Source organism: Nonomuraea salmonea (genome assembly GCF_042428605.1).
Lineage (GTDB): Bacteria > Actinomycetota > Actinomycetes > Streptosporangiales > Streptosporangiaceae > Nonomuraea > Nonomuraea salmonea.
In genome coordinates, this window is record NZ_JBHMCF010000019.1 from 123,023 (window position 1) to 140,806 (window position 17,784).

The window sequence follows — 17,784 nt, forward strand, 5'->3', positions numbered from 1 at the left end:
CCGTTGGGTTGACTCTGGTGACGCATAGGCATACGTAGGAGCCCGGTTTTTTGCTACTTGGAGTAGCGAACTGAGCTCGTGAGCCCGATTCAAGCGCAGGACATCCGTGTCAAGAGCGCCCGTGGTCGTTGGCCGGTGGAGGCGGCGGCGATCTGTGCAGAGGAGGCTGGAGGACCACCCGCCCGCTGGGCAGAGGAGACGGTGGCCTCGTGAAGGGCCGGTCAGCCGGTGGGGCCGATGTCGGGGCGGATGATGTCCTCTTCCTCGTCGAGCAGCTCTTCCGGTTCCGGCTCGTCCTGCTCGTCGGGTGGGTCGGCGGACACCGGGCGGCGGGTGCGCGGGGTGCTGCAGCCGGAGCGTTCCGCGACGATGTCGCTCTCGCCGTCCACGCCGCCGATCGCTTCGGGGAGCTCATCGGATGTCTTCCTCATGCCTCCCACCTGCCCCGATGCCCGGTTTGCTACCTTCCGGGCATGCCCTTATACACGCAGCGCCCCACCGCCCGCGTCATTCTGGCCGATCCCGGCGACCAGGTGCTGATGCTCCGGTTGCTCCCGCCCGATCCCTGGCCGCGCGTGCTCTCCTGGCACCTGCCCGGCGGCGGCATCGAGCCGGGTGAGAGCGCGGCCGACGCGGCCGTACGGGAGGCGTGGGAGGAGACCGGCCACGTGCTGGACCCGCAGGCTCTCGTCGGGCCGGTGGCCACGAATGAGGGCCCCTGGTCGAACCTGGGACGCCACTTCTACAGCGTCCACACCTACTTCTTCGCCCGGGTGGCGGCGGCGACGCTGGAGCCCGGCGCGCTGGAGGACTACGAGGTGGAGGAGCTGGCGCGGGGGCACCGGTGGTGGCGTGCCGACGAGCTGGCCGCCGTCCAAGAGCCGGTCTTCCCGCCCGGACTGGCCGGCATCCTGCCGGCCCTGCTCGCCGGCGACAGACCGGCGGAGCCGGTCAAGCTCGGCTGGTGATCGGCCGGTCGCCACCCGAATCGGCCGGCCGGCCGAGCCCAGGCGGGGAGGCCCTGAGCCGGAGCGGGCAAACCCTGAAGTCCGGCGCGGGCAAGCACGGGGGCCGGCGCGGGCAAGCACCGGCAGATGCGGCGGATGTTCAGGTGAGGGTGTCTTCTATGTCGCGGCGGGAGGGCATCGAGGTGCTCGCGCCCTCCCGCTGCACCGACAGCGCCGCCGCCGCCGAGGCGAACTCCAGCGCCCGCGGCACCGCCATCCCCTCGGACCGGGCGACGGCGAGGGCGCCGACGAACGTGTCACCGGCCGCGGTCGTGTCCACGGCGTTCACCTTGACGGCGGGCACCCGGTGCCGCTCCCCCGAACGCGCCCCGTAGAGCGCGCCTTCCGAGCCGAGCGTGATGACCGCTTCTGGCACGAGTTCGAGCAGCGCGTCGAGGGCCCCGTCGGGAGTGGAGACGCCGGTGATGGCGGCCGCCTCGTGCTCGTTCGGGACGATCGTGGTGACGGCCTCGAGCAGCTCGGCCGGCAGCGGCTGGGCGGGCGCCGGGGTGAGGTAGACGTGGACGGCGGACACCCGGGCGGCCTGCGCGGCCCCGGCGACGGCCTCCATGGGCAGCTCCAGCTGGAGCAGCAGCGCCTGGGAGCTCGCGATGGCGGCCAGGTCGGAGCCGGACGGCCCGGTGACCGTGCCGTTGGCGCCCGGGACGACGATGATCGAGTTGCCGCCCGAGTCGTCCACCACGATGTGCGCGATGCCGCTGGGCCCCGGCACCTGGCGCAGCCCGCGTACGTCGACTCCGGCGTCGGCGAGCGTGACCCGCATCTCGGCGCCGAACCCGTCGTCGCCCACGGCCCCCAGGAACGCCACCTCACCGCCCGCCCGCGCCGCGGCGATCGCCTGGTTGGCGCCCTTGCCGCCGGGCACGGTGCGGAAGCGGTGGCCGGTGACGGTCTCACCACGCCGGGGGGCCTGGGAGACGTACGCGACGAGGTCCATGTTGGCGCTGCCGAAAACCGAGATCATGACGCCATCATCTCCTGTGTACGCGCGGCCAGCTCGGCAAGACCCACCCCGTCGAACCCGGTCAGGCTGCTGGCCAGGCTGTCGCGCATGCGCCAGCGCTCGGGCACGCCGCCGCCCAGCGCGCCCGCCACGGATCCGGCGGTGGCTCCCGCGGAGTCGGTGTCCCAGCCGCCGGCGACCGCGCCCGCGACGGTGGCGGTGAAGTCGCCGTGGCCGTGCACGAGGGTGGCGGCGACGAGGGCGGCGTTGTTGACGGTGTGCACCCAGTGGAGGTGCCCGTGGCGTTCGTGCAGGCGGTCGATGACCCGTTCGAAGTCGGGCTCGCTCCGGGCGTCGGCGACGGCGAGGGTGACGGCCTCGTGCAGCCGCGACCCGGCGGGCACCACGGACAGCCCGGCCCGCACGACTTCGTCGGCCGACGTGGCGACCAGCGAGGCGGCGCACATCGCGGCCGTGAACATGGCCCCGTAGACGCCGTTGGCGGTGTGGGTGAGGCGGGCGTCGCGCCAGGCGTACTCGGCGGCGGTGGCCGGGTCACCCGGGTTGACCCAGCCGTACACGTCGGCCCTGATGAGCGCGCCGATCCACTCCCTGAACGGGTTGCGGCGGGTGGCGGTGGCGGGCGGTTCGAGGCCGTCGAGGAGGTTGCGGTACGCGACCCGCTCGGCGGTGAACGTGCGCCCTGCGGGCAGCTCGTCCAGCCAGAGCTTGGCGACGTCGTCGGTGGTGAAGCCGCGCCCGTGGCGCTCCAGCACGGACAGGGCGAGCAGCGGGTAGTTGAGGTCGTCGTCCTCGGGGACGCCGTCGATGTTCTCGGCCAGGGAGTTGACGGCGCTGCGGCGGTTCCACGGCCAGCGTCGGGCGACGTCGTCCGGCAGGCCCTTGGCGGTGAACCAGCCGGTGATCGGCCAGTTGCCGGTCGACTCGGCGATCTCCCTGATGCCCTCGCGCGGGATCTTCTCGACGGGTTTGCCGAGCACGCATCCGGCGGCCCGGCCGAGCCAGGCGCCCAGCACCCGGCCGGGGTCCACGCCGGCGCTCCCCTGCCGGGGCGCGGGCCAGTCGGGGCAGGCGGCGATGATGCCGTCCAGGTCGGACGGCTCGCCGGGCGGCACCGGGAGCGCGGCCAGCTCGTCCAGCAATTCCTCGGCCAGGCCGCGCAGCCGGGCGGCCCCGGGCTCCGAGGCGCCGGCGCGCGGCGGCGCGTCGTGGCCGCCCGCGGCGTGCCAGCGGGCGGCGATCTCGCGGGCGTCGCGGCCGTCCTCGGCGGCCTGGCGCAGCTCGTGCCCGATCAGGTCCTCGGGCTGGACCCAGGTGAGCCGGATCATGCGTCGAGCTCGGCGAACGCGGCCTCGTGGGCGCGGCGGCGGGTGACGTCGGCGGTGTGCAGGCGGCGCGCGACCTCGGCGATGGCACGCCCCGGGGCCACCAGGTCCGTACGGCTTGCCGTGCCGACCTGCTCGACCCACTCGGCCGGCACACTGGACAGCCCGCCGAGCGCGCCCGCGATGGCGCCGCCCATGGAGGCGATCGAGTCGGCGTCGCGGCCGTAGTTGACGCCGCCGAGCACGGTGTCGCGGTAGTCGCCCTTGGCGATCACCAGGAAGGCGAGGGCGAGCGGCAGTTCCTCGATGCTGTGCACCCTACTCGGCCTGCGCGCGCCCAGCCCCTGGTCGCGGTAGGTGTCGGCGACCGTGTCGTACGGGCGGACGGCCGCGCGCAGCGCCTCGAACGAGCCCTCCCAGTGGCCGAGCCCCGAAGCGGTCTCGCAGACGGCCTCGATGGCGGCCCTGGTGCCGTCCTTGGCCAGGCGCAGGCAGGCGCCGACCACGGAGTCCGCGGTGGCGCCCGGCCGCATGGCCTCGGCGACGGCGGCGGCCATCACGCCCGCGGCCTCGCGGCCGTAGCTGGACTGGTGGGCGCCGGCCAGGTCGAGCGCCTCGGCGTAGGCGGCGTCGGGGTCGGCGGCGTTGACGATGCCGACGGGGGCGACGTACATGGCGGCGCCGCAGTTGACGATGTTGCCGACACCGGCCTCGCGCGGGTCGGCGTGGCCGTAGTGCAGGCGGGCCACGATCCACTTCTCGGCCAGGAAGATGCGCTGCAGCGGCAGCGCCTCGGCCTCCAGCTCGGGGATCCAGCGCTTCTCGCCCATCAGCTCGGGCACGAGGTGCTCGGCCACCGCGTACGCGTCCAGGTGGCGTCCGGCCTTCTCGTAGACGCGGATCAGCGCGTGCGTCATCAGGGTGTCGTCGGTGATGTGGCCGTCGCCCTTGTGGTAGGGGGCGATGGGCCTGGCGTTGCGCCAGTCGGCGTTGTACGGCGGCACGATGCCCTCGACACGGCCCCCGTAACGTTCCACGATCTGTTCGGCGGTCCAGCCTTCGGTGGCGCCGCCCAGCGCGTCACCGACCGCCGCCCCCGCCACGCAGCCAGTCGCCCTGTCCTCAAGCGGCGTCATGCGATTCCCTCCGAAAGTGTGTCCGCTATTTCGATCAAGTCTCGGCCCGCCAGGTCGGGCAGGCAGCAGCCGGTGAGCGTGCGGGACGAGGCGGTCCACCCCTCCGGGACCGCCTCGTACCCGCCGCAGGCTCCGGTGAGCGCTCCGGTGAGCGCGGGCGCCGAGTCGGCCAGCGCGGCCAGGCAGGCCGCCGCCGGCACGGCGCGGGTGAGGTCGCCGCCCGCCGCCTCGGCCAGCGCGAGCGCGGCCGGCACGGTCTGCGCGGCGCCGACGCCGTAGCTGTAGACGTGGTCGACCAGGGCCGCGTCCAGCGCGGGGACGGCGGCGAACGCGTCGCCCGCCTTCCGCGCGACGGCCAGCGCGAGCCGGGCGTTGTGCCCGATGGCGGTGTCCTCGGGCAGCTCGGCCAGTGCCGCCTCGACCGCCGCGCCCACCCGTCCGGACGCGACGGCCGCGGTCACGGCGGCGGCCATCGCGCGGGCGGCCAGCACGCCGTCGCCCGCGTTCGTCACCTGCGCGTCGGGGGTCGGGTCGCTGCCGGCGGCCCCGTACGCGACCGCCCTGACGGCGGCGGCGTCGTCGAAGTGGTGCGGGTTGTCGTGGCCCGACGCGGGCGGCGCGACCCCCTTGGCCAGGTTGTCCAGCGCGGTCGCGACGGAGATGCGGGCCCTGATGCTCTCCGGCCCGGTGCCCGGGCGTACGGACACCAGCTCCCCGTACGCCTCCGCGCGCGGCCTGCCGATGGTGAGCGCCGTCCAGGCGAGCCATTCGGCGTCGTCCGACGGGCCCAGCCGCAGCGGCGCGACCGGCTGGTTCAGCGCGAACGGCACCGGCAGCGTGGTCACCCGATGCTCCTCGGCGAACGCGTCGAGCTCGCGGTGCAGGCGGCGGCTCCAGGGCGCGTGCCGGGCCGAGCGGTGCCGGGTCGCGGGCCAGCCCGCGGCGTCACCGGCGGCGAGCCCGGCGAAGGCTCCCCTGATTCTGTCCCCCGACATGTGATCTACAGTCCTTCCGCCAGCTCGTCGGCGACGTCCAGCACGTGTCTTCCCGCCACGACGGGCAGGCATTTGCCCGTCACGGGCCCGATCCGCGCGGCCCAGCGCGCCGGCACGCCGCCCTCTCCCTGGGCGGCTCCGGCCAGCGCGCCGGCGATGGCGCCGATCGTGTCGGCGTCCCTGCCGAGGCCCACGCCGTACGTCACGGCCGCCTCGACCTCGCCGTTCCCGGCGAGGAACGCGGCCATCGCCAGCGCCACGGCCTCGGGCGCGACGTCGGTCCACGGGTAGTGCCTGACCACGACGGCCTCGTGCAGCGCGGCGGGATCGCCGGTCCTGAGAGCGTCCCTGGCTCGTGTGACGTTCCGCGCGGTCCACGAGTCGGCCGGGACGACCGACAGCGCCACGTCGACGACCTCGTCGGGCGAGGCGCCGCCCATGGCGGCGGCCACCCCGCCGGCGACCGCCCGGCCGCCCATGATGCCCTCGCCCGACCCGCTGACCAGCCCGTCCTGCTCCACCAGCCGGGCCGCCTCCGCCGGGTCACCCGGGCAGAAGATCCCGTACGGCGCCGCCCGCATGGCCAGCCCGTCGGACCAGCCGTGCGAGTGCACCAGCCCGGTCAGCGGCGGTTCGAGCCCGCGGCGAAGCGCTTCGACGGTCCCCAGCTCGGAGAACCCGGCGCCGCGCATCGGCCCCCGCACGCTGGGGATGACCTCGGCCCGGTAGGCCGCCGCCACGTCGGCCGCGGTGAGCGCGTGACCGTGGCGGACCAGCAGGGAGGCGGCGAAGATGGCGTACTCGGTGTCGTCGGTGCCGCCGCCCTCGATCTCGGTGAGCCGGCCCCACCGGCGGCGGATCTCCTCCGGGGTCAGGTTCTCGGCAGGGGCGCCGAGGGCGTCGCCGGCCGCCAGGCCGAGCAGGCACCCCCGGGCCCTGTCGCGTGGTGAGATCACCGGTAGTACCGCTCCAGCACCTTGTTACCGTCCTCGACCAGCCGCTTGGCCGCGTCGTCGAGGGAGATCTTGTTGGCGAAGTACTCCTGCAGCACCGGCGTGGCGACCTTGGTCTTCCACTCGTCGAACCCGTTCACCTTCAGGAACGGCGCGACGACCAGGTCCTTGGCGGAGGCGGTCGCCACGTCCCAGCCGTTCTCCTTGGTGGTGATGGCGGGGTCGGCGGCGGCCTGCTGCGAGGTCGGCAGCAGCCAGTCGCCCTTGGCGAGCTTGGCCTGGTTGGCGCCGTTCAGGAAGAACGCGATGAACTTCATCGCCTCGTCCGGGTGCTTGCTGTCCTGCGCGATCGACAGCGTCTGCGAGACCGCGCCCTGCGAGGCGCTGGTGCCCTTGGGCGCGGGCAGCGTGACCCACTCGAAGTCATCGGGAGCCTGCTCGGCCACCTGCTGGCGCAGGTAGACGCCGGTCGGCAGCATCGCGAACTTGCCCTGGTAGAAGGCGGGCAGCGGGTCGGCGGTGCCCTGGCCGAGCGCGGCCGGGTCGGCCGACTTGTCCTTGTGGAGCTGGTCGTGGATGCGCTGGAGCACCTCGCGCTCCTCGGCGCCGACCTTGACGGTGGTCTTGCCGTCGGTGGTCTGGAAGAACGTGCCGCCGAAATTGAGCGCCAGGTTGAGCGTCTTGTTGACCGGCGACTTCATCGGCCAGGCCACGCCGTACGTGCCGCCCTTGGTCATCTTCCTGGCCGCCGCGGAGAACTCGTCCCACGTCCACGGATTGTCCGGGGTGGGCACGCGGACGTCGGCGGCGTCGAGCAGCTTCTTGTTGGCGATGATGACCTGCGACTCCTGCAGGAACGGCACGCCGTACACGCCCTGGCCGCCCTGGCCGTCGTCGAAGGTGACGGTGTCCCAGGCCGGCTGCGGGATGTCGCTCTTCAGCTCGGCGGGCAGCTTGTCCTTCAGGTCCAGCAGGTAGCCGTCGGAGGCGAAACCGGACAGCGCGGGCGAGTCGTTGTGGATGACGTCGGGCGCCGTGCCGCCGGAGAACTGGGTGACGAGCTGGTCGTTGACGTTGTCCCAGCTGCCCTGGACGTAGGTCACCTGGATGTCCGGGTTGGCCTTGTTCCACTCGTCCACGAGCTGCTTGTTCGCGGCCACCGACTCCTTCTGCCACGCCAGGCTGAGGAAGTCGATCGTGACCGGCTCGCCGGGAGCCGGCGACTCGCCGCCTCCCCCGCCGCACGCGGCGGCCAGCGTGAGGACCGCCGCCACCGCCAGAGCGGACGTGATACGCATATGAGCCTCCTAGCCCTTGACGGCGCCGGCCATCAGGCCGGACTTCAAACGCCGCTGGATGATCGAAAAGAAGATCAGACTCGGGATCGTCGCCATGAGCGACGCCGCGGCCAGCGGGCCGAGCCTGGCCACCCCCTCCGGGCCGGTGAAGCGCACCAGCGTCAGCGGGAGTGTCATGACGTCGGGGTCCTGGAGGATGACGAGCGCGAACATGAACTCGTTCCAGGACGAGATGAAGGAGAACAGCAGCGTCGCCACCACGCCGGGTGCGAGCAGCGGGGCCACCACGGACGCGATCGAGCGCAGCCGCGAGGCGCCGTCCACCGCCGCGGCCTCCTCCAGCTCGGGCGGCACCGCGCGCACGTACCCCTGCAGCATCCACAGCGCGAACGGCAGCGTGAACGTGACGTGCACGAGCACCAGACCGGGCAGCGTGTTCACCAGCTCCAGGTCACGCAGGATCATGAAGAGCGGGATGATGATCAGGATGAACGGGAACACCTGGCTGACCAGCACCCACCCGATCGCGATCTTGTTGACCAGGCCCCGGTAGCGGGCCATCGCGTAGGAGGCGGGCAGCGAGATCAGCACCGTGATCACGCTGGCGAACAACGCCACCACCAGGCTGCGCAGCGACGCGCCGACCAGGTCCTGCTCGCCGAACGCGGCGCCGAAGTTGGTCAGCGTCGGCTCGCGCGGGATCCATGTCGGCTCGGTCAGCGCCATCTCCTGCGGCGTCTTCAGCGCCGTGGACAGCAGCCACAGCAGCGGGAACGCCAGGAAGACGACGTACGCGAGCAGGGCGACGTACTGTGAGACGCGCTTCACCTGGCCTCCCTCATCTGGCGCCACAGGTAGAGACCGAGCACCGCGAGCACGACGATGGCCATGGCGAGGCCGAGCATCGAGGCGTAACCGGCCATGCGATACCTGAACGCCTCCTCGTAGGCGAACAACATCGGCAGCCGGGTGCGGCCGCCGGGTCCGCCCTGCGTAAGCACGTAGACCAGGCCGAACTGGTTGATGTTCCACACGAAGTCGAGCGAGGTGATCGCCACGATCACCGGGCGGAGCTGCGGCAGCGTGATGTTCCAGAAGCGCCGCCAGGTGCCCGCGCCGTCCATCGCGCCGGCCTCGTACAGCTCCTTCGGGACGTTCTGCAGGCCCGCGAGCAGCACGACCGTCGTCTGCGGCATGCCCGCCCAGACGCCGACCACGATGATCGCCGGCAGCGCCAGCGAGAAGTCGGCCAGCCAGTTGACGTCGGTGCCGAGCAGGTCGTTGAGCACGCCGGCGTCGGGGTGGTAGACGAGCTTCCACATCAGGCCGACCACCACCGGCGGCATCGCCCACGGCACCACCGACAGCACCCTGGCCACGCCGCGGCCCCTGAGCTTCTCGTTGAGCAGCAGCGCCAGGCCGAGCGCGGCCACGAACTGCAGCACCGTCACCGACACCGACCAGATCGCGCCGATCTGGAACGACGCCCAGAACTCGTCGTCCGTCATCAGCCGGGTGAAGTTCTCCAGGCCCACGAACTCGGTCTGGTGGTTACGGGTGTTGCGGGCGTCGGTGAACGCCAGGCCGATGCCGTACAGCAGCGGGCCCACGCTGAACAGCACCACCGGCACCATCGCCGGCAGCATCAGCAGCCACATCTCGCGCCGCTGCCGCGACGCCGCACGGCGCCGGGCTCCCGGCCGCCGCGGGGGCGCGGATCGCGTCACGGTCGCCGTCACGCGCCGCCCTCCTTCCTCTGGGTTCGCTCGTAGTCGGGGCCGGCCGTGGAGGCGCGGATCGCCAGCCTGGGCGCCACCGTGACCCGCTTGGGGTCGCCGTCGTCGCCCTGCAGCCGCTCCAGCAGCAGCTCCGCCGCCGCCTTGCCGCGCTCGGCCGAGCCGAGCGAGACGCTGGTCAGCGACGGCCACGAGGCCGCCGCCAGGTCGGTGTCGTCCATGCCGACCACCGCCACGTCCTCGGGGACCCGTCGGCCCTTCGCGCGCAGCACGTCGAGCGCGCCGAGCGCGATCAGGTCGTTGGCGCACATCAGCGCGTCGATCTCGGGGGCGCGGTCGAGCAGCTCGGCCACCGCGCGGCGGCCCTCCTCGCGGTAGAAGTCGCCGATCTGCACGAGGTTCTCGTCGTAGGGCAGCCCGAGGTCCGTCAGCGCCTCCCGGTACGCGGCCCCGCGCGCGGCGCCCGGCACCGTGTCGAGCGGGCCGTTGACCATGGCGATGCGGCGGCGGCCGAGCGCGTAGAGGTGGTCGACGGCCAGCCGGACGCCGGTGCGGGAGTCAGCGCGTACGTTGTCCACCCGCGTCCCGTCGGGCACCGAGCCGATGATCACGACGGGTGCCCTGGCCGTGGCCAGCATCTGCAGGTGGGTGTCGGTGACGCGCAGGGGGCTCATGATGAGGCCGTCGACGTACCGCTCGCCGAGGCTGTGCAGCACGTCGATCTCGTCGGCCACGACGGCGTCGGTGGAGTGCAGCACGAGCCGGTAGCCGGCCGCCTTCAGCACCGGCTGGATCTCCCGCAGCATCGCCAGGTAGGCGGGGTTGCCGACGTCGGCCATGGCGAACGCGATCTGGTGGGTGCGGCGCGACTTGAGCGACCTCGCCACGGCGTTGCGCACGTAGCCCAGCTCGTCGGCGGCCGCCATCACCTTGCGCACGGTCTCCTGCCTGGTCGGCAGGCCGTTCAGGACCCGCGACACGGAGGCGATCGAGACACCGGCGCGCTCGGCGATGGTGGTGATCGTGGGTCCGTCGCCCAAGGCTGTCCTTCCCTCGTGGTGTAAACGTTTACGAATGATCTGCTGTAAACGTTTACGGCGTGGGGCACATGAAACCTGGATGTAACTTGCAGGTCAAGTCACGATCGCATAACACCAGTTCAGAGCAGGTGAACGCAAACCGGCCGCCCGGCCGGACAGCGGCGGGGCGGCCTTCGGACTTTTTCAGTCGCGCACGGAAGCGGGCGCCGGGCTCGCCTCCGGGGACGGGGTGGCGCCGGGAAGGGCGAGCAGGGCGCGGATGGCCGGGGAGCCGGCCACCGTGACCACGGCCGCCAGCACGGCCGGGATGAACAGCGCCACCGGCAGGGACGCCGCCTCCGCCACGAAGCCCAGCACCGCCGGGCCCAGCAGCAGGCCGGTGTAGCCGAAGGCGGTCACCATGGCCAGCGCCCTGCCGACCCGGCCGCCGGCCGCGCCCACCGCGCTGAACAGCACCGGCACCACCGTCGCCAGCCCCACCCCGGCCAGCGCCCACCCGGTCCACGCGCACACCACCCGCAGCGGGTCACCCAGCAGCGGCGAGACCAGCACCAGGACGTACCCGGCGGTGGCGAGCACGCCCGCGAGCCTGATCGTCAGCACCGAGCCCAGCCGGGCCCTGATCGGGTCGCCGAGCAGCCGCACGGTGGTCATGGCGATCGAGAAGATCGTGTACGCCAGCGGCGCGAGCGCGGGATCGGTCTCCAGCACCATCCTGGCGTGCAGCGCGGCCCAGTCGATGGCCGCGCCCTCGCTCAGATGCCCGGCGAACGCCGCCACCCCGAGCAGCGCGATGAGCCCCCACTTGAGCGACCCACCACCCGAGCCGCCCGCAGCACCTTCAGCGGGCTTCCCGCCGCCCCCGTCCACGTCCACGTCCACGCCCTCGGCCGCGTTCTGCGGGGCAGGGCTCGTGCAGGCGTCGGGGAGGAGGAGGCGGGCGGCGGGCAGGTACAGGAAGGGCACCACGATCGCCGCCACCACCAGCAGCCCCTGCGCGTCCAGCCCGGCCTGGAGCACCAGCGAGGTGATGCCGCCGCCGGCCGCGCCGCCCAGGCTCCAGGTGCCGTGGAAGGCGGAGATGACGGGCCGGCCGTAGCAGCGCTCGACCTCCACGGAGTGGGCGTTCATGGCGATCTCCATCACCCCGAGCCCCATGCCGAACACCACCGCCAGCACCATCAGCACCCAGGCCGACGGCGCCAGCGCGGGCCCCAGCAGGGCCACCCCGGACAGCGGCCCGGCGATCCAGCACAACCGCCTGCTCCCCCACCGGTCCACCAGCCGCCCGGCGAGCAGCATCGACGCCAGCGCACCGGCGGAGATCAGCAGCAGGACCCGGCCGAGCAGGGCGGGCCCGAGGTCGAGCCGGTCGTTGAGCGAGGGCAGCCCGGCCGCCCACAACCCCATGACAAGACCGGCGAGGAAGAAGAATCCGAAAACTCCGACACGAGCCCGTCTGGCGACAATGGCGCTTTTGTTCACGACTAGAGCATAAACTGTGAAACGTGAATGGTGCTACGACGAGTGGCGAGCTGCGCGCGCACAACCGGGTCAGGCTGCTGCGCGCCGTGCACGACTGCGGGGCCACCCGCACCCGGTCCCAGCTCACCCGCGATCTGCGGCTGGCCAGAGGCACGGCATCGGTCCTGGTGGCGGGGCTGGCCGAGGACGAGCTGCTGCACGAGGAGCCGGCGCGTGAGCACGCACGCGGGCGGCCGACGCAGGTGCCTGGGCCGCATCCGTACGGACCGGTGGCGCTGGCCGTGGACGTGCGCGAGGACGCGTGGGAGCTGGCGGAGTGCGAGCTGGGCGGCCGCGTCACGGTCCTAGAGATACGCCCGCACGACGGCACCCCGGAAGGCGCGCTCCGCCCGCTGGGCGCGGCCCTGGCCGCCCACCGCGACCGCCTCGGCCACCGGGCCGTCGGCACGGGCGTGGCTCTGGCCGGCCCGGTACGCCACGGCGGCCTCGTGGACATCGCCCACCTGGACTGGCACGGGGTCGACGTCCCCGCCCTGCTGGCGGCCGGCGACCGGGACGAGGCGGGTCCACCGGCTGAGGTGCCGGTCGTGGGGAACGACACCGCGTTCGCGGCGGTGGCGGAGGCGCGGCGGGGGCGGCTGCGGGACGTGCGGGTGGGGCTGCACCTGCATGTGGACTTCGACCTGGGCGGCGTCCTGATGGTGGACGGGCGGCCGGTCGCCGGGGCGGGCGGGGCCGGCGCCGAGTTCGGCCACATGCCGCTGACGGAGAGCCGGCGGCTGTGCGCGTGCGGCGCCCTCGGCTGCTGGGGCGCCGACGTGGGAGCCAACGCCCTGCTGCGGCACGCCGGCCTGGCCCACGGCGGCGGCCGGGGACGCGAGCAGGCCGAGCACGTGCTCGCGTACGACGCGGCGGCGGTCGAGGCGACCGCGCGGATGCTGGGCCGGGGCATCGCCGCCCTGGTGAACGCGCACGACCCCGAGGTGGTCACCCTGTCGGGCCACGGCCCTGAGCTGTTCGAGCGGGCGGGGGCGGCGCTCCTGGCGGCCGGCGAGCCGTACCTGATGGCGATCCGCCGGGAGCGGCCGCCGCGCATCGAGGGGTCGGCGCTCGGCTGGCGGGGCGCGCTGCTGGGAGCGATGGAGTCGGTGTTCGACGCGTTCCTGACCGTCGAGGGCCTTGAACTGTGGCGCAAAAACCACCCTGACCAGGCCCCCGACACGCCCGACCGGCAAAGTGTGACGCATTCCACCCCGGACGGGGATAGGCCGCTATAACGCCTCGCTTGAGGGCCCCGTAGGCGATCTTGCCAGGCCAGAGAGCCGGAAGCCGGGACGGAACCGTCCGTAGCCGCCTCACCCCTCCCGGCCCGGGGGTGGGTGCCCGTACGTCCTGGACCCGCGCCCCGCACGGGCGAGGCGGCCGTCGAGCTGGGGTTCGACGACGCTCAGCGATCTTGGTCCCGACGGTGGACGGGGCGGCGGGCGCGGCGTCCGCCCAGCTCATGACAGGTCACGAGATCGCCGGGCCGGCGCCGGCGGGTGACGCGCCCAAGGCGTCGGCGGACGATCAGGAAGACCGGCGGAGGCTCCGGAGGCAGGGGCGGGCAGGCGGGCCCGGCGGGTGCCGGATTCGTCCCGTAGAAAGCGGCATGCCGCTCTTTTCGGGCTACGGTGTGACAGAACGCGTGGTCGGCGGCATAGGGGTCAGCGGGGGCACCGTCCTGCCGGGCGTGACGTGTGCGGGGGCCGCCGCATCGATGCGGGAGGCACGTTGACAGGGCACTTTCCGCAACACGAACCGCTGGTATCCGCCATGATTAGCCACTGCACCACGGGTAACAGAACCCGAACGTAAAACTCCCCGAGGAGAGAACTGAGATGGCACTTCCCACTCTCACCCCCGAGCAGCGTCAAGCCGCTCTGGCCAAGGCAGCCGAGGCCCGTGCCGCCCGCACGGCCCTGCTGGCGAAGGTCAAGGCGGGCGAGCTGACGTTCGCTCAGCTGCTGGAGCGTGACGACGACATCGCGAAGAAGATCAAGGTGTCGCAGGCGCTGCGCGCCGTCAAGGGCGTGGGTCCGGCCAAGGCCACCGCGCTGATGGAGGAGGCGGGCGTCGACGAGAAGCGCCGCCTCGGCGGCCTGGGCGCCCAGCAGCGCAAGAAGCTGGTCGACGCGCTCGGCTAAGGCCGGGCGGCCAGGTCCGCGCGCAGCGCCGCGCGGACCGGCCGGCGACCCCTCACAGCCCGGCCACCCACAGCCAGGCAGGGCCCGGCGAGCGGAGCCGCCCCGCTCGACCGGCGGGCGTCCCACGGAACCCCCACCCCCGGCCCGCCCAGAGGGGTCACACCCCCACCCCCCACAGCAGAATCCCCCAGGCCCGCGTGGCCGGTCACAACCGCAACTCGGCAGAACGCGGGCGACTCCATGACGCGGGCCCGCCAGGAGCGCACACCGGTCAGGAGCGTAGGTCAGGAGCGTAGGTAGGTCAGGACGGCGAGGACGCGGCGGTGCTGGTCGGTGTCCTCGGCGTAGAGGCCGAGCTTGTTGAAGATGCTCCTGATGTGCTTCTCCACGGCGCCGTCACTGATCACGAGCTGCCGTCCGATGGCCGGATTGGAGCGGCCCTCGGCCATGAGCCCGAGCACCTCGCGCTCGCGCGGCGTGAGCTGGGCCAGCGGATCGTCCTTGCGCCTGCGCACCATCAACTGGGACACCACCTGGGGATCGAAGACCGTGCCGCCCGCGGCCACCCGCCGCAGGCCCTCCAGGAACTCGTCGACGTCCACCACGCGGTCCTTCAGCAGGTAGCCCACCGCCCCCCTGGCGTCGGCCAGCAGGTCGTCGGCGTAGGAGACCTCGACGTACTGCGACAGGATCAGCACCGGCGTGCCGGGCACCCTGCGGCGGGCCTCGACGGCGGCCCGCAGCCCCTCGTCGGTGAACGACGGCGGCATGCGCACGTCGACCACCGACACGTCGGGCTTGTGCTGCGCGACCACCTCCACGAGGGCGTCGCCGTCGCCGACGGTCGCCACCACCTCGCAACCGAACTCTTCGAGCAGCCTGACCAGGCCCTCCCTGATCAGCACCGCGTCATCGGCCACGACTACCCGCACGGAACCTCCGCCACGATCACCGTGGGCCCGCCGTCGGGCGACTGGACGGTCAGCTCACCGTCCACGGCGCGCAGCCGGTCGGCCAGCCCGGCGAGCCCATGTCCCTTGGCGACGTGTGCGCCGCCGACCCCATCATCCCCGATCGTCAGCATGAGGACGTCACCGAGGCGGACGAGCTGCACGGTGCAGACGGTCGCGCGGCTGTGCTTGGCCACGTTCGTGAGGGTCTCGGCGCAGACGAAGTAGATGGCGTTCTCGACGGCGGCCTGGTAGCGCTCCACGGTCTGCACGTCGAGGTCGACCGGGACCGTGCACCGGCCGGCCAGCGCGGCCAGCGCGGGCGCGAGGCCGCGGTCGGACAGGATGGGCGGGGCGATGCCGCGCGAGAGCGCGCGCAGCTCGTCGAGGGTCTCGCGGGTCGCGCTGATGGCCGACTTGAGCGTGGCCTGGGCCGCCTCGGGGTCCTTGGCGAGCTGCCGCTGCGCCCTGGACAGCTCCATGGCGAGCGAGACCAGCCGCTGCTGCGGCCCGTCGTGGATGTCGCGCTCCAGCTTGCGCAGCGCGTTGGCCTCGGCGGAGACGGCGGCGGCCCGGCCCTGCGCCAGGTCGTCGATGCGCTCGTGCAGCTCGGCCACGCCGGTCAGCAGCGCCCGGCCGAGCCCGGCGCGCAGGAGCGCGGCGCCGCGGATGACGAGCGGCATCAGCAGCAGGAAGAGCAGGCCGACGAGGAAGTAGAAGGTCGCGTTGACGACGTAGCCGTCGCCCAGGCCGAGCAGCTCGGGCAGCTCGACGTTGCCGGGGATGCGCGAGGTGACGATGCCGTAGATCGGCCAGGTGAGGCCGGCGATCGGCACCGCCCAGAACACGACGGTCAGCACGAACGCGAGGATCGCGAACGGCAGGTTGATGATGCCGTGCAGCAGGTCGAGCCAGGACTGCCCGCTCATCATGGGGTTGACGAGGCGGCGGAAGCGGCCGGCGCCCGGCGGGGCGGGCTTGTAGCGGGGCCGTACGGGCGGCCTGCGCAGCACGTCCGACAGCCAGCCTCGCTCCGCGTCCGCGAACCCGCGCGCGATCAGCAGGGTGCCGGCCAGCAGCGGCACCCCGACCCAGATGACCATGCTGCCCAGCCCGGCGGCGAAGCCCGGCAGCATGAGCACGAAGCCGATCAGGGTCGTCGGGAAGCCGACCAGTGTGTAACGGGTGTCGAGGAGGACACGCCTCGTCAGGGAGCGCATGGTGACCACGGTAGGTCGTGGGGCGGGCCCGGACGAGCGGGTGCGCCGGTGTCCCTTGGTAGGGCTGGCCCTACCCCCTGGGGTGGTGGCACGCCGACCTGAGGACTGCGGCTCGCGTCAATGTGCCCGGAGCCGTACGGCGGGAGCCTTGAGTGCGTTCACTTCCCCTTGAGATGAGGCTCCCCCATGACCGTCCTGCTGGACCGCCCGGCCGTCGCGGCACCCGCGCCGCCCGCGCCGCCTGCGATCGCGCGCCGCGATCACTTCATCGACCTGTTGCGGGTGGCCGGCATGGCGCTGGTCGTCCTCCAGCACTGGACGATCCCGGTGCTCGACTACGAGGACGGCCGGCTGACGACCGGCAACGCGCTGTCCACTCCGGGCGTGTGGGTGGTGACGTGGCTGAGCCAGGTGATGCCGCTGGTGTTCTTCGCGGGCGGCGCGGCGAACGCGATCGGCTTCACCCGCGCGCGGCGGGCCGGGACGGCGGCGCCGGCGTGGCAGGCGGTGCGGCTGCGGCGGCTGGCCTGGCCGCTGCTGCCCCTGGCGGCGGTGTGGATCCCGCTGCCGCAGCTGCTGCTCAGCTTGGGCGTGCCGGCGCAGCCGCTGGAGGTGGGGGCGAGGCTGACCGGGCAGTTGTTGTGGTTCCTCGCGGTGTATCTGCTGGCGGTGGTCGCCACCCCGTACGCGCTGCGGCTGCACGAGCGTCACGGCTGGCGGGTGCCGGTCGTGCTGGCGCTGGGTGCGGTGGTGACGGACGTGGCGCGGTTCTCGACCGGTTTCGACGCCTTGGGGTACGTGAACGTGGTGTTCGTCTGGCTGGCCGTGCACCAGCTCGGCTTCTTCTACGCCGAGGGCCGGCTGCGCGGGGCGGGCCTGCTGGCGGCGGGCGGCTTCGGGGCGGCGGCGCTGCTGGTGGCGTACGGGCCGTACCCGGGCAGCATGATCGGCCTGCCCGGCGCGGAGGTGTCGAACATGGCGCCGCCCACGCTCGCCATGCTGGCCGTCGGCGTCGGCCAGATCGGGCTGGCCGTGCTGCTGCGTCCCGTTCTGATGCGGCTGCCGCTGGCCCGCCTGCTGGACTGGGCCGGGCCGCGCGTCATGACGGTGTACCTGTGGCACATGCCGGCCCTGTTCGCGGTGACCGGGGTGGTCGTGGTGCTGCTGGGCGTGGACACGCCGCGGCCGGGCAGCGTGTTGTGGTTCGCCGGGTGGCCGGTCTGGTTCGGGCTGCTGTTCCTGGTCATGTGGCCGCTGCTGAAGGGGTTCGCCCGGTTCGAGGCGCCGCCCGCGCTGCCGTACGGCACGGCCGGGCAGGGCGGCATGCTGGTGGCGTCGGGCCTGGTCGGCGCCGGGGTGCTGACGCTGACGGTGGGCGGGTTCGCGCCCGGCGCCGGGCCGTTCCTGGCGGTGCTGGCGCTGCTCGCCGGCCTGCTGATGACGGCGCCCAGGCTGCGCGCGTGACGAG

At 73.1% G+C, this 17,784-nt stretch carries 17 protein-coding genes; 4 read left to right on the forward strand and 13 right to left on the reverse strand.

The window, feature by feature from the left end:
- Positions 1–221 precede the first annotated feature (221 nt).
- On the reverse strand, positions 222–431 hold the full coding sequence (locus ACFFR3_RS20390; RefSeq protein ID WP_345386518.1) for a hypothetical protein: 210 nt from the start codon (positions 429–431) through the stop codon (positions 222–224).
- Between the two features lie 42 nt (positions 432–473).
- On the opposite strand from ACFFR3_RS20390, the gene ACFFR3_RS20395 reads away from it, so the two are divergent.
- Positions 474–968, forward strand: a complete 495-nt coding sequence (locus ACFFR3_RS20395; RefSeq protein ID WP_364373481.1) for an NUDIX hydrolase — start codon at positions 474–476, stop codon at positions 966–968.
- A gap of 139 nt (positions 969–1,107) precedes the next feature.
- Here ACFFR3_RS20395 and rbsK read toward each other — a convergent pair whose 3' ends face one another.
- The 10 genes from rbsK to ACFFR3_RS20445 all read right to left on the reverse strand — a co-directional run bounded on the left by rbsK (position 1,108) and on the right by ACFFR3_RS20445 (position 11,885).
- Positions 1,108–1,992 (reverse strand): ribokinase, encoded by an 885-nt coding sequence (gene rbsK, locus ACFFR3_RS20400; protein WP_364373478.1) that lies wholly within the window; start codon positions 1,990–1,992, stop codon positions 1,108–1,110.
- Positions 1,989–3,320, reverse strand: a complete 1,332-nt coding sequence (locus ACFFR3_RS20405; protein ID WP_345386522.1) for an ADP-ribosylglycohydrolase family protein — start codon at positions 3,318–3,320, stop codon at positions 1,989–1,991. Before ACFFR3_RS20405 ends, rbsK begins: the two co-directional genes overlap by 4 nt.
- A complete protein-coding gene (locus ACFFR3_RS20410) occupies positions 3,317–4,453 on the reverse strand; it encodes an ADP-ribosylglycohydrolase family protein (protein WP_379483632.1) in 1,137 nt (378 codons plus the stop codon). The genes ACFFR3_RS20405 and ACFFR3_RS20410 overlap by 4 nt, the downstream gene beginning before the upstream one ends.
- Complete coding sequence (locus ACFFR3_RS20415; protein WP_379483633.1) at positions 4,450–5,448, reverse strand: ADP-ribosylglycohydrolase family protein; 999 nt, start codon at positions 5,446–5,448, stop codon at positions 4,450–4,452. The genes ACFFR3_RS20410 and ACFFR3_RS20415 overlap by 4 nt, the downstream gene beginning before the upstream one ends.
- A gap of 5 nt (positions 5,449–5,453) precedes the next feature.
- Entirely contained in the window at positions 5,454–6,404 is a 951-nt protein-coding gene (locus ACFFR3_RS20420; RefSeq protein WP_379483634.1) for an ADP-ribosylglycohydrolase family protein, read from the reverse strand.
- Positions 6,401–7,699, reverse strand: a complete 1,299-nt coding sequence (locus ACFFR3_RS20425; protein ID WP_379483635.1) for an ABC transporter substrate-binding protein — start codon at positions 7,697–7,699, stop codon at positions 6,401–6,403. Before ACFFR3_RS20425 ends, ACFFR3_RS20420 begins: the two co-directional genes overlap by 4 nt.
- A gap of 9 nt (positions 7,700–7,708) precedes the next feature.
- On the reverse strand, positions 7,709–8,527 hold the full coding sequence (locus ACFFR3_RS20430; RefSeq protein ID WP_345386530.1) for a carbohydrate ABC transporter permease: 819 nt from the start codon (positions 8,525–8,527) through the stop codon (positions 7,709–7,711).
- The gene (locus tag ACFFR3_RS20435) at positions 8,524–9,438 is read right to left on the reverse strand and encodes a carbohydrate ABC transporter permease (protein WP_364921375.1); all 915 of its coding nucleotides are present in this window, start codon (positions 9,436–9,438) and stop codon (positions 8,524–8,526) included. Before ACFFR3_RS20435 ends, ACFFR3_RS20430 begins: the two co-directional genes overlap by 4 nt.
- A complete protein-coding gene (locus tag ACFFR3_RS20440; RefSeq protein WP_345386534.1) occupies positions 9,435–10,475 on the reverse strand; it encodes a LacI family DNA-binding transcriptional regulator in 1,041 nt (346 codons plus the stop codon). Before ACFFR3_RS20440 ends, ACFFR3_RS20435 begins: the two co-directional genes overlap by 4 nt.
- A gap of 183 nt (positions 10,476–10,658) precedes the next feature.
- Positions 10,659–11,885 (reverse strand): MFS transporter, encoded by a 1,227-nt coding sequence (locus ACFFR3_RS20445; RefSeq protein WP_379483636.1) that lies wholly within the window; start codon positions 11,883–11,885, stop codon positions 10,659–10,661.
- Positions 11,886–11,983: 98 nt separating this feature from the next.
- On the opposite strand from ACFFR3_RS20445, the gene ACFFR3_RS20450 reads away from it, so the two are divergent.
- The gene (locus ACFFR3_RS20450) at positions 11,984–13,237 is read left to right on the forward strand and encodes an ROK family protein (protein ID WP_364373453.1); all 1,254 of its coding nucleotides are present in this window, start codon (positions 11,984–11,986) and stop codon (positions 13,235–13,237) included.
- Positions 13,238–13,840: 603 nt separating this feature from the next.
- Positions 13,841–14,146, forward strand: coding sequence for an integration host factor, actinobacterial type (gene mihF, locus ACFFR3_RS20455; RefSeq protein WP_043641121.1), 306 nt, complete (start codon positions 13,841–13,843; stop codon positions 14,144–14,146).
- A gap of 284 nt (positions 14,147–14,430) precedes the next feature.
- On the opposite strand, the gene ACFFR3_RS20460 is transcribed toward mihF, so the two are convergent.
- Together ACFFR3_RS20460 and ACFFR3_RS20465 are read right to left on the reverse strand one after the other, a co-directional pair.
- Positions 14,431–15,078 (reverse strand): response regulator transcription factor, encoded by a 648-nt coding sequence (locus ACFFR3_RS20460; protein ID WP_364373450.1) that lies wholly within the window; start codon positions 15,076–15,078, stop codon positions 14,431–14,433.
- Positions 15,069–16,316: a sensor histidine kinase gene (locus tag ACFFR3_RS20465; RefSeq protein ID WP_364373448.1), complete on the reverse strand. Its 1,248-nt coding sequence runs from the start codon at positions 16,314–16,316 to the stop codon at positions 15,069–15,071. Before ACFFR3_RS20465 ends, ACFFR3_RS20460 begins: the two co-directional genes overlap by 10 nt.
- A gap of 186 nt (positions 16,317–16,502) precedes the next feature.
- Between ACFFR3_RS20465 and ACFFR3_RS20470 the strand changes: the two genes are divergently transcribed.
- Positions 16,503–17,780 carry an acyltransferase family protein gene (locus ACFFR3_RS20470; RefSeq protein ID WP_379483637.1) on the forward strand — a complete coding sequence of 426 codons (1,278 nt, stop codon included), beginning with the start codon at positions 16,503–16,505 and terminating at the stop codon, positions 17,778–17,780.
- The last annotated feature ends 4 nt before the right edge of the window (positions 17,781–17,784 follow it).

Bases quoted from the DNA above. Each gene is read 5' to 3' on its own strand.
- ACFFR3_RS20390 (WP_345386518.1), bottom strand. From the start codon at position 431: ATGAGGAAGACATCCGATGAGCTCCCCGAAGCGATCGGCGGCGTGGAC.
- ACFFR3_RS20395 (WP_364373481.1), top strand. From the start codon at position 474: ATGCCCTTATACACGCAGCGCCCCACCGCCCGCGTCATTCTGGCCGAT.
- rbsK (WP_364373478.1), bottom strand. From the start codon at position 1,992: ATGATCTCGGTTTTCGGCAGCGCCAACATGGACCTCGTCGCGTACGTC.
- ACFFR3_RS20405 (WP_345386522.1), bottom strand. From the start codon at position 3,320: ATGATCCGGCTCACCTGGGTCCAGCCCGAGGACCTGATCGGGCACGAG.
- ACFFR3_RS20410 (WP_379483632.1), bottom strand. From the start codon at position 4,453: ATGACGCCGCTTGAGGACAGGGCGACTGGCTGCGTGGCGGGGGCGGCG.
- ACFFR3_RS20415 (WP_379483633.1), bottom strand. From the start codon at position 5,448: ATGTCGGGGGACAGAATCAGGGGAGCCTTCGCCGGGCTCGCCGCCGGT.
- ACFFR3_RS20425 (WP_379483635.1), bottom strand. From the start codon at position 7,699: ATGCGTATCACGTCCGCTCTGGCGGTGGCGGCGGTCCTCACGCTGGCC.
- ACFFR3_RS20445 (WP_379483636.1), bottom strand. From the start codon at position 11,885: ATGGGGTTGTGGGCGGCCGGGCTGCCCTCGCTCAACGACCGGCTCGAC.
- mihF (WP_043641121.1), top strand. From the start codon at position 13,841: ATGGCACTTCCCACTCTCACCCCCGAGCAGCGTCAAGCCGCTCTGGCC.
- ACFFR3_RS20465 (WP_364373448.1), bottom strand. From the start codon at position 16,316: ATGCGCTCCCTGACGAGGCGTGTCCTCCTCGACACCCGTTACACACTG.
- ACFFR3_RS20470 (WP_379483637.1), top strand. From the start codon at position 16,503: ATGACCGTCCTGCTGGACCGCCCGGCCGTCGCGGCACCCGCGCCGCCC.